At 46.4% G+C, this 11,377-nt stretch carries 10 protein-coding genes and 1 riboswitch; of the genes, 1 reads left to right on the top strand and 9 read right to left on the bottom strand.

What is annotated here, in order from left to right; all coding sequences use genetic code 11:
• Positions 1–106 precede the first annotated feature (106 nt).
• The 4 genes from mqnC to metA all read right to left on the bottom strand — a co-directional run bounded on the left by mqnC (position 107) and on the right by metA (position 4,752).
• Entirely contained in the window at positions 107–1,243 is a 1,137-nt protein-coding gene (mqnC, locus tag ACUTVW_RS03690) for a cyclic dehypoxanthinyl futalosine synthase (RefSeq protein WP_445644529.1), read from the bottom strand.
• A 204-nt stretch (positions 1,244–1,447) separates the two neighbouring features.
• The gene (locus ACUTVW_RS03685) at positions 1,448–2,629 is read right to left on the bottom strand and encodes a trans-sulfuration enzyme family protein (protein WP_445644528.1); all 1,182 of its coding nucleotides are present in this window, start codon (positions 2,627–2,629) and stop codon (positions 1,448–1,450) included.
• The gene (locus tag ACUTVW_RS03680; protein WP_445644527.1) at positions 2,626–3,810 is read right to left on the bottom strand and encodes an aminotransferase class I/II-fold pyridoxal phosphate-dependent enzyme; all 1,185 of its coding nucleotides are present in this window, start codon (positions 3,808–3,810) and stop codon (positions 2,626–2,628) included. Before ACUTVW_RS03680 ends, ACUTVW_RS03685 begins: the two co-directional genes overlap by 4 nt.
• A gap of 24 nt (positions 3,811–3,834) precedes the next feature.
• Positions 3,835–4,752, bottom strand: coding sequence for a homoserine O-acetyltransferase MetA (gene metA, locus ACUTVW_RS03675; RefSeq protein ID WP_445644526.1), 918 nt, complete (start codon positions 4,750–4,752; stop codon positions 3,835–3,837).
• A 127-nt stretch (positions 4,753–4,879) separates the two neighbouring features.
• A riboswitch (SAM riboswitch) is annotated at positions 4,880–5,003 on the bottom strand.
• Positions 5,004–5,462: 459 nt separating this feature from the next.
• Between metA and corA the strand changes: the two genes are divergently transcribed.
• Positions 5,463–6,398, top strand: a complete 936-nt coding sequence (corA, locus tag ACUTVW_RS03670; RefSeq protein ID WP_445644525.1) for a magnesium/cobalt transporter CorA — start codon at positions 5,463–5,465, stop codon at positions 6,396–6,398.
• A gap of 99 nt (positions 6,399–6,497) precedes the next feature.
• Here the strand turns inward: corA and ACUTVW_RS03665 are convergent, their stop codons facing one another.
• The 5 genes from ACUTVW_RS03665 to ACUTVW_RS03645 form a co-directional block, all read right to left on the bottom strand.
• Positions 6,498–7,499, bottom strand: a complete 1,002-nt coding sequence (locus ACUTVW_RS03665) for an HRDC domain-containing protein (RefSeq protein ID WP_445644524.1) — start codon at positions 7,497–7,499, stop codon at positions 6,498–6,500.
• A gap of 188 nt (positions 7,500–7,687) precedes the next feature.
• On the bottom strand, positions 7,688–8,566 hold the full coding sequence (locus tag ACUTVW_RS03660; RefSeq protein ID WP_445644523.1) for an ROK family protein: 879 nt from the start codon (positions 8,564–8,566) through the stop codon (positions 7,688–7,690).
• 80 nt (positions 8,567–8,646) lie between these two features.
• Positions 8,647–9,333 carry an MOSC domain-containing protein gene (locus ACUTVW_RS03655; protein WP_445644522.1) on the bottom strand — a complete coding sequence of 229 codons (687 nt, stop codon included), beginning with the start codon at positions 9,331–9,333 and terminating at the stop codon, positions 8,647–8,649.
• Positions 9,334–9,361: 28 nt separating this feature from the next.
• The gene (locus tag ACUTVW_RS03650; RefSeq protein ID WP_445644521.1) at positions 9,362–10,477 is read right to left on the bottom strand and encodes a phosphodiester glycosidase family protein; all 1,116 of its coding nucleotides are present in this window, start codon (positions 10,475–10,477) and stop codon (positions 9,362–9,364) included.
• The gene (locus tag ACUTVW_RS03645; protein WP_445644520.1) at positions 10,474–11,367 is read right to left on the bottom strand and encodes a 5'-3' exonuclease; all 894 of its coding nucleotides are present in this window, start codon (positions 11,365–11,367) and stop codon (positions 10,474–10,476) included. Before ACUTVW_RS03645 ends, ACUTVW_RS03650 begins: the two co-directional genes overlap by 4 nt.
• Positions 11,368–11,377 lie beyond the last annotated feature (10 nt).

The following is an 11,377-nucleotide window of genomic DNA, read 5'->3' as shown; positions in this document are numbered from 1 at the left end:
AAAACAGGTTTGACCTGCTTCATCCCTAATTTTGCGGAACGAGTTACTATTCATTTTACATAATGGTATTCGAATACAAACTCATAATAGCTATAAATGTAAAATATTAGTTCTGCATTACGAAATCTTTAGGCACAATGCTCTCTTCATCAAACATACGCAGAATATCGTAACGGGTATTACGCTGTGCCGGAATGTAACCGGACTCCCGAATCAGACGAAGAATGGATTCAATATTTACTTTGTACGTTGCTCCTGCGGAGGATACAACGTTCTCTTCAATCATCGTGCTGCCGAAGTCATTACAGCCGAATTCGAGCGATTTCTTGCCAATTTCAGGTCCCATGGTAACCCAGGACGATTGAATGTTTTTGATATTATCCAGTACCAGACGGCTAATCGCTACCGTTTTCAGATACTCCTGTGGAGTCTGACGCTCCAGCTTCAGGTTGGTATTGTCCGGCTGGAATGTCCACGGAATAAAGGCGAGGAAGCCTTCGGAATCATACTTATTGGCAATGCACTCATCCTGTGCTTCACGCACACGCATCAGATGCAGCGCACGCTCTTCCATGGATTCACCCAGACCAATCACCATTGTAGCAGTTGTATTCATCCCGATCCGGTGAGCAGTCTGCATAACATCCATCCAGTCGCGCCATGAGCCTTTCAGACGGCTTATTTTGCGGCGTGTACGGTCATCAAGAATCTCTGCTCCACCACCAGGCAGGGAATCCAGTCCCGCCTCATGAATGGCACGTACAACCTCTTCCAGCGTAAGACCATCGGATACTTCAACCATTTTCATAATCTCAGCTGGTGAGAAGGAGTGCATCGTAATATTCGGGAAACGTTCCTTGATTGCCTTCAACAAATCCGTGTAATAGCTGAAAGGCAGATTCGGGTTCGTTCCGCCCTGCATCAGAATCTCGGTTCCGTCGACATCTTCCGTTTCCTTAATCTTCTGGAAAATCACTTCATCCGGAAGAACATACCCTTCTTCTGACCCGGGTCTGCGGTAAAAAGCACAAAAACGGCAGTATACGTCGCACACATTCGTGTAGTTGACGTTACGCCCAATGACAAATGTTCTGTATGGTTCAGGGTGCATACGTTTCATGATCACATTGGCAGCTGCCCCGATTTTATCCACTTCGTCGGATTCAAATAACTGAATCGTGTCTTCCAAGTCCAAACGTTCGCCCCGAAGGGCTTTATCTAAGATACGGTCTACCGTACTCATCGTAAAAAGCCTCCCTCGTAAAGAGAAAATAATACGACAATCCGTCCCGGCTTGTTTGTAAAAGCAAGTCCTGGCTGCAACATCGCATTTCTGTACTCCACATATCGTAACACAGGTTACATGTGAAAAAAAGCACCTTATTAAAAGGTGCTTCAAAAATCACTTAAAATTTTGACATATGAAATCATTTAAATTTCGTTCAACTTATAAAGTTGCCTGCAAAGCCTGCTCAAGATCGGCAATCAAATCATCAATATCCTCAAGCCCTACGGAGAAACGCAGTAACCCATCGGTAATTCCGCGCTCGTGTCGAACCTCTGCCGGCATAGCCGCATGAGACATCATCGTAGGGTACGAAAGAATACTTTCGACTGCTCCCAGACTTACTGCAACAATGGGCAGTTTCACCTGATTCAGAAGGGCTTTTGCACGATCCCCTGAACCTACGTCAAACGATACAACCGCTCCGTACCCTGTAGACTGGCGCTCATGTGCCTCACGACCCGGATGATCCGCAAGTCCAGGGTAATACACAGCGGTTATATCCTGACGCTCGTTGAGCCAAGCAGCCAGTTTGGCTGTACTCTGTTCACTATGAGCCATCCTTGCGCCAAGTGTCTTCATGCCTCGCATCAGCAGCCAGGATTCCTGAGCTCCCAGAACAGTGCCAAGTCCATTTTGCAACTGTTTCAACTGTCTGCCCAGTTCATCTGTACGCGCAACAGCCAAACCTGCCAACACATCACTGTGACCGCCGAGAAACTTCGTAGCACTATGTACAACGATATCTACGCCAAGCTCAATCGGACGCTGATAGTACGGTGTCATAAATGTATTATCCAAAATTGTAATCAAATCGTTTTCCTTAGACCAGGATGTCACAGCCGCAATATCCGTAATCTTCAAGGTCGGGTTGGAGGGTGTCTCCATATACACAGCCTTGGTGTTAGGCTTAAGTGCTGCTTTGACTTGTTCAATGTCAGTCATGTCCACAAAAGTAGTCTCAATCTGCATCCGGCTTAGTATAGTTGTCAGCAGGCGGTACGTTCCTCCGTAAACATCCTCCGTTACAATCACGTGATCTCCTGCGGAGAACATCATGAACACACTGGATATTGCAGACATTCCTGACGAATACGCAAATCCGCGAACCCCGCCTTCAAGAAGCGCAATGTAATCTTCGAGTGCCTGACGGGTAGGGTTACCTGAACGGCTGTAATCATGTTGCGGCGGATTAAAGATATCAAAGTGATGGAAAGTGGACGCCTGATAGATCGGTACACTTGAAGCACCTGTTGTTTTATCAATCTCATCCCCAAAATGAAGCAACTTGGTATCAAACTTTAGTTCGGGCGAATTAGGCTTATTGTTGTTCGACTCACTCATGAGGTTACGCCTCCTTCAACTTCCTGCTGTGCTTCCAGTAGCGCATGATTCAGATCGGCAATCAAATCTTCCGCATGTTCGATGCCTACCGAGAATCGGAGCAGGCGATCATCCACTCCAACCGCGTCACGAATCTCAAGTGGAATATCCGCGTGAGTTTGCACTGCTGGATACGTCATGAGTGATTCTACACCCCCGAGACTTTCAGCAAATGCAATTAACTCGATATGGCGCAGCAATGGTTCTACATAGCGTGCATCCTTCACTTTGAATGAGAAAATACCTGTATTACCGGAGGATTGCTTCTGCTGAATCTCATATCCAGGATGATCGGACAACCCCGGATGAAATACCTCGGCAACGGCCGGATGTTCCAACAGGAATTTCGCAATGGTGAGTGCGTTATACTCATGACGTTCCATGCGTAGAGCCAGCGTTTTCATGCCTTTCATTAATTGATAGGAATCACTTGGCGATAACACGGCTCCAATGGAGTTATGAAGGAATGCCATCTCTGCAGATAGGGCCTCACCTTTGGTAATAATTAATCCAGCGAGCACATCATTATGTCCACCCAGATATTTGGTCGCACTATGAATGATAATGTCGGCTCCGAGTTCAATCGGACGTTGGAAGAATGGGGTTAGAAGCGTATTGTCCACAATGGTCAGCAGGTTGTGCGTTTTTGCCCAGGAAGCAACGGCTTCCACATCTGTAATCATCATGAGTGGATTCGTTGGTGTCTCGATGAATATGGCCTTTGTATTCGGCTGACGGATGTTCTCCAGTGCTGCAAGATCATTGGTATCCACATAACTTGCCGTTACACCAAACCGGGACAAAATCCGTTCAAGCAGACGATACGTACCGCCATACAGGTCAAGAGAAACGATCAGATGATCCCCTTGACTGAACAAAGCAAAGATCGTTTGTAGCGCTGCCATACCTGAGCTACAGGCAAAGCCTGCATCTCCTGACTCAAGCGCCGCTGCTGCTTCCTCAAGCACTTTACGTGTTGGATTTGTTGTACGAATGTAGTCAAACCCCGTGCTTTGTCCCAGCTTCGGGTGACGAAACGCCGTGGATTGATAGATCGGAAAGTTAACAGCACCTGTTACCGGTTCATTGATGGACCCAATTTGAGCTAGACGGCTTTCCATTTTCAACTTGTTATCATCCATTACTGTATCCTCCTGTAATCTCGATTAGATTTGTGGGCCAATATCGTAAGGCGTTTCCTGATACACATAGTAATTGAGCCAGTTAGAGAATAATAAGTTAGCATGCGCACGCCATGTAGCTGGAGGTACACGGGATGGATCATCATTTGGATAATAATTCTTCGGCAGCGCGATATCCAATCCCTTGGCAACATCACGATCATATTCCCATTTTAATGAAAATGGATCATACTCGGCATGTCCTGTCGCAAAAATTTGCTTCCCATCCTTGGTCGCAACCAGGAATACCCCTGCTTCTTCGGACTCTGCCAAGATCTCAAGTATATCGTTTTTCTCGATATCCTCGCGTCTTACCTCGGTATGGCGGGAGTGTGGAACGTTGAAAACTTCATCAAACCCGCGCATCAATGCAACATGAGATTTGTTCGTTGTATGTGGAAATACGCCAAAACACTTTTCATCCAGAGGAACTTTGGGTACATCAAAATGGTGGTATAAACCTGCCTGTGATGCCCAACATATATGCATCGTTGAGGTCACGTTGGTTTTGGTCCATTCAAAAATTTCCTGAATCTCTTCCCAATAGTTCACATCCTCAAAATCCATTTGCTCCACCGGTGCACCGGTAATGATCATACCGTCAAAACGACGGTGCCGGATTTCATCAAACGTTTTGTAAAATAGATCTAAATATTCCTGGGATGTGTTCTTGGACGTGTGCGATTTGGGATGCACCAGCACAACATCGACTTGAATCGGTGTGTTACCCACCAGACGCAGCAATTGCGTTTCGGTCGTTTCCTTTGTAGGCATCAGATTCAGTATGGCTATGCGTAACGGTCGAATATCCTGCTTGTACGCAGATGATTCGTCCATGACGAAAATATTCTCCCCTTCAAGCACTTCTTTTGCTGGCAGTGTATCCGGAATTTTAATTGGCATGGTGAGTCGACTCCTCCTTTTTCATAGGTCGCATTGGGTACAAAAATCACGTTCTGAGAAGTTGGGGCATATGACAAAGACCTCTCTCGGATTCCGAGAAAGGTCATATGTAAACAGATATGCGCCTCTCTCATCTCTCAGTTACAACAGCACCACAAGGGTGCTTGGTCGCTGCAAGAATTAGCACCGTGCGTTATTCGCCGGTTGCCGGGTTTCATCGGGCTGGTCCCTCCACCTACTCTTGATAAGATTTCGCTGTATTCAATTATAATTCAAATATATTAACTTTTACTTTAAAACATTACCGCCCTCACGTCAAGAACCAGTTGTTTGATTTGGGCTTGCACTCGGAACCGTTCATCCTCTGTTTTCATACACTGCCTCAGAGCGCGAAATAGACACATTTTTGCGCTTGAAAGCACTCTGGACCAGCGGTATACTATACAAGTGTTTATAAACCCTTATGTGAGAGGTGACATATTAAATGGATGGCGACCCGAGGCCCAACTGGCAGTCGAATTCCGAACAACTGCATAGAGAATTGACATCAGCATGTCGGCAACGGGACGTTTCTTCCGTTTGATTATAGATTGATGAACGCAGTACAGCCCTGATTATCAGGCTCCGCTGCCGACCGGCTGATCTGTTCTTTTGCGCCCATATTAATGATGAAATCCGCCAAGATGGCGGGTGCAGAAGGAGTAGATAACATGAAAATCCGGTTGGTTAACAATGGTGTATTTATCCCGGTGGATGACATTCAGCAAGCGCTGACTCCACCAACGGAAGGATTTTACTGGATTGATGCGGACGTGGACGATCTGGCTGTACTTCAGCCGCTCTTTTCCATGCATGATCTGGCTGTGGAGGACTGCTTGAGTGATGAGGAGCAGCGTCCGAAGATTGAAATTTATGAGAACCATTATTTTATCGTTATTAATAGCATTCGTTTTGATGATGAAGAAATTTTCCTGAGAGCACTCAATCTCTTTCTCGGCAGACATTTTATCATCACGGTTACCAAACAAAAAATCAGCGAATTACGTACATTGAAGCCTATTCTCTGGGAACAGGAGATCAGCAGCCCTGATCGCCTGCTTTACCTGCTGGTTGACTTGATCGTAGATAATTACTTTACCGTTGGAGATCGAATTGAGGCGCGAATTGAGAAGCTTGAGGAAGACATCCTGATGCATACCAAAAAGTCACACCTGAGTGAGATTATCGGTCTGCGAAGCGAAATTTTGTGGCTAAAAAAGGTACTGGGTCCTCAAAAAGAGGTCATCAACACACTGAACAAAAAAGATCTGCGTCTCATTGATGATCAGCTGCAGAAATACTTCAGTGACATCTATGAGAACGCCGTAAAAATATCGGAAACGTTCGAAACATACCGCGATCTGATGGGCAACTTGCGAGAAGCCTATCAGTCCAGTATTGCCAACCGGGCCAATGAAATCATGCGGGTGTTTACCGCCATCACCACGGTGTTCATGCCGTTGACCGTGATTACGGGAATATACGGGATGAACTTTGATAACATGCCTGAATTGCACTGGAAATATAGTTATTATGCGGTTATTGGCCTGATGGTCACACTAGGTCTGACTATGTTCTTCATTTTCCGTAAAAAAGATTGGATCTGACATTCCCGATATATCCGCAATGTCATACTATTCATTGAAAAAGACGAAGCGCTCCTTCACAGGAACAGCTTCGTCTTTTTACTTCAGCATCCTTCTCCACTAACCTGCATTACGCTCGGTTTCAACATGTCTGCGAAAACGAATACGAATCATACGTAACCGTTCATATACTTGCTCCAGGCTTCCTCCTTCGGGACGCTCTCCTCCATACACTTTATGTAACACTGGCTTCAGAAACGTGTCTCCCAACTCCTCATATGCATTCCATACCGCCTCTTGTTCAATTTCAGGCATTACAGCCAATTCTACATCCAGCAAAGAATCCGTATCATAGCCTTCCAGATCCAGCATCTCCAGCAGTTCGATTAATTCCCGGCGGGATAATCCTGATCGAGTCACGATTGCTTCCAAGGTTTGTCCTTCTTTCATTCCTTCCAGCACATGTTTACGTGTGATGAATTTATCCAGTTCCTGCTTGTATTTCTGCTCTTTTTGCTTGTATAACCAGCTTTCGTATTCTTCTTCGTTCAGTACGGTGTACACCCAGTCCAGCGGGAAGGGTCTTGACCGTTCGATCCCACTTGTCATTTCTAGCCATTCCAGCCCGTATTCTGCTGCTTTACTCTCACCAACACCCGGTAGCTGCATCAGTTCGTCCATTGTATGTGGAATAAAAGCGCTGATTAGACGCAACAGACGATTCGTTGCCACAAAATAAGGAGCCTTTCGATCCGAAGCCGCTTTTTGTCTGCGCCATGTGCACAACTCCTCATATAATGGCTCGTTTCCGTACAATTCACTAAAACAATACAGACGTTGACCTGCATAACTGCGCAGCTTCACATCCTCATTTTCATGATATAACCCATGCATCAATGGACGATAGCCTTCGCTCATCTGCATCGCAAGCTGATGACGATAAATATGTAGCAATTCCTCCCATGAAGTTCCTTCGTACCACATCGTATCCTCTCGATCGCCTGCCTCATACTGACTCCATCCCAGATGCCAGATATTCTCCTCCTCACCAATCCATAACTGAGCAATTTCCTCATTCTGCTCTGACACTCTGGATAATTTGTTCATGAAAATGACTTCCATTGTTTGTTCCCTCCTTTGGCGTTACAGCCTGTCCGATTAACAAAAGTACTCTCTGTCGCTGTGTCCAGGCAGCACAAAAAAGCACCCCTCCTGCAAAATCATTGCAAGAGAGGTGCTTCCTCATTAACCGTACTATGCTGTTACTCATATCATACCACACTGGTAAAATTCGTCAATCCCTGAAGCGTTTATTTTAACAAAGCTAATTTTGCCAGTGCCAGTGAACCACACAAACCAGCATTATCTCCCAGACCTGGTGGGACAACATACTCTTCAATTCCAGCATGAAGAGAAGGGTGCTGCACATAACCTGCGAGTAATTCCTGCAATTTGCTGCGAACCATCGGAAACAGGTGCTCCTGCTTCATCACTCCTCCGCCCATCACAATTTTCTGAGGGGACAAAATCAACACATAATTCATCAGCGCGTGTGCGAGATAATGTGCTTCAATCTCCCAAGCCTTGTGATCTGCTGGCAGTTCATAAGCAGGTTGTTCCCAGCGCTTGTTGATGGCAGGACCGGCAGCAAGACCTTCCAGGCAATCCCCATGATATGGGCAAAACCCTTCGTATGAATCTTCAGGATGTCTCCGTACGATGATATGCCCCATCTCTGGATGAGACAATCCATGCACCATTTTACCACCAACGACAGCACCTGCACCGATACCTGTACCTACCGTTATATACAGACAGCTATCCAGTCCCTGTGCGGCTCCCCAAGTGGCTTCACCCAGAGCAGCTCCGTTCACATCGGTGTCAAACGTCATGGGTACATCAAAGTGTTCCTTGAGTTTGCCAATCATGTTGTATTGTCCCCAATGCGGCTTCGGTGTTGTTGTGATGTAACCATAGGTTGGACTTTCCTCGATCGGATCGATTGGACCAAATGAACCGACACCCAGCGCTTCAATGCCTCTGCCTTCGAAGAAAGAAATGACCTGAGCCATTGTCTCTTCCGGTGTAGTTGTAGGGAAGCTCACTCGTTCCAGTACCTCTCCGTGCTCTGTCCCAATGCCACATACAAATTTGGTTCCACCTGCTTCAATCGCACCTAAAACTGTCATGTTGGTCTCACTCCCACGTTGGTTTAAAATCAAGAAACTCGAATGCCTCAATGAAAATAGCCTAGGCTCTGCGGTACGGCTCAGTTACCCTCAAGCTTGCTCAGCCTTTGTAACAACGTCTGTTTCCAGCTGTCTGAAAGAGCCGGAATAGCCAGCAATGCCCGGATTCCTTCCAAATCCTGCTTCCCCTGATGCATAATCCGGTTAGCTTCAAGAATCGTCATGCACAGAGCATCTGTGTGAATTCTTCTGAAACGTGATGCTGGGCCAACCTCTCCCTCTTGCAATACTCGAAAATAAAAGCCGGTATGCCCGCTTTCCTGAAAATAGACAGGCAACTCCTTGTAATCATATCTTATACCAAGCTTGAAGCAAGGCTGTCTCGGCTGACTGACTTGCACCTGAGCACCGCCAAGTTCAAATACATCACCAATGCGAACCTCTTCTTCTGCGCAGCCTGTAACGGTCAGGTTCTCTCCGAATGCGCCCCACTCCAGCTTACGATTCATCAACTGTTCAATCGATGAATAGCGACTATGATCGTATACACAGACCGCTTTATCTGGACCACCGTGATGCACCAGATCTGCTTGGCCATCTCCTGTCATTCCATTGAATGACAAGAACAACGGGATAGAGACAGGATGTTTCACGATACCACTCAACACTTCATGCTTCTGACCAGGTAGTGGCTTAGGCTGCCCTACATTAATTGCCAGAACTGCCGTGCTGCCCTCTTCAGTTATCGAATCGGGTATAAATGTCATGTCGCATCATACCTCCTGCAATCACTTTTTATTGAACAGAACCACCAAACACAAGTGTATTACTTAAGAGCCGCCCTGGTGAGGTCAGCATCTTGCCACCCGCATACATACCAGAGGAAGCGCCGCCGTCCAGGTTCATCGCCTGTTTGGCTCCCAGCTTCTGCATCACTGCTGCCCATTCTTTTATTGTAGCACCAGAAACGGTAGCAAGCATCACTGAACCATCAGCCATGATCGCAATTCCGCTTCTCGCACCGGACGAATTCAAAATTTTTGGATCTCTGAACCCCTCACTTGCCGGATTAACCGATATCTTACCGTCTTTCACCAGACGCGGGCCAGCCCCCACAGCCGTCACTACATCCTGCCAAGGAATTTCCTGACCGGCTGCATTTGTATATCTGTAATTCATCTCTACGGTGGAACCTACAGTAAATCGATCTGAAGTAGATTTCTCCCGTCCTGTAAAAACAAGGACAGAACCATTTTTAGGAATTGCTACATTCGTATTTAGTACTTTTTTGGTCACTATGCCCTTTTCTATAACCACTGCTGTCCCGCCCTTAAATCCAACATTGGCTCCACGCTCCGGTGTATACAGCATTGAAATGCTTGCATCTGCTGAAGGAGTTCGGTTAACAAACGTTGCATACCAGCTGCGTGATTTTCCATTCGTATCTGTGACCGTGCCCGTCAAGCTCACTTGAAGTGAATCCATTATAGCTGAACCATCCGCCTTAAAGCCGATTGATGTGCCATATCTTCCTATATGTATAACTTTTCCGTTTGCTATTAACATACCGTAAGGGTCAGGTGCTCCGTGATATGCTTCAAAAAAAGCTCCGTTAATCGCCGCTTGTGCACCGTACGCTTTTATAATAGATGGCAATGTCGCTGTTTGGCCAACTTGTTTCTTCGCAAGACCTACGGTCACCGGTGTACCTTTGGGAATCGAAACAGTCTGTACATTAAAACTACGTCCTGCTGCTTTCACTTTCTGCACCTTCGTGGTAATGGCTGCTTTGGCCTCCACGGTCTGCGGTGCACTTACCGCCCCCGTAAGCAATACCGGAAGTGCCAGGACAAGGGCCAGCGCCCCAGTCCACCACGTTTTACTCGTTTTTCTCATCATCAGATTACTCATCCTATCGCCACTCCCATCCAAGAGCCAAGGCTCTTCATCTCAAGTTGTTCAAACTTATCCATCACCATATCGGGGTCCAGACGCAATTCACAGCCATCCAGCGTACACGCCACCGGAACCGCACAATGAATCTCTGCCAGTTTGCGAGACAGATGCAGCATATCGAGATCACTCTCAATTTTTTTACGTACCGAAGGGGTGAGTTGATCCAGATTGCTTAAAATCCCTTCAATTGATCCATACTCCTGCACAAGCTTCAAAGCCGTTTTCTCACCGATCCCCCTTACTCCAGGATAATTGTCGCTGGCATCGCCCATTAAGCCCTTCATATCAATCACCTGACGAGGCGTCAATTGTTTCTCTGCCATCAATGTCTCTGGATCGTAAACCATGTAGTTGCCGTGACCCTTTTTCATAATAATAATACTTGTGCGGTCATTAATCAGCTGTAGCATATCATGGTCGCCTGTCAGTACCATTACATTCATATCGGTTTCTTCCGTGTAATATTTAGCTAATGTTCCGATACAATCATCGGCTTCAAATCCCTCAGCGCCTATATTCGGAATGTTGAGACTATCCATTACTTCACGAATCAAAGCAAACTGCGGTATAAGGTCATCCGGTGCCTCGGCACGATTTCCTTTATACGCTGCATACTCCTGACCGCGAAACGTCTTGCCTCCCATATCCCAGCAGCAGATGACATGGCTCGGTCCAAACGTCTGAACCGCATCCCAAAAATAACGGATAAAACCATAGACTGCATTGGTCGGAAGCCCTGCCTTTGTACGTCTGATATACCCGCTTGCAGATGTTGCATAAAATGCCCGGAACAACACTGCCATACCATCTACCAGTAACAAAGTAGGTTCATTACGTTGATTCACTTGAATTTAT

It is taken from the genome of Paenibacillus sp. TSA_86.1, from assembly GCF_052691815.1.
This window is presented reverse-complemented; position numbering and strand designations above follow the sequence as displayed.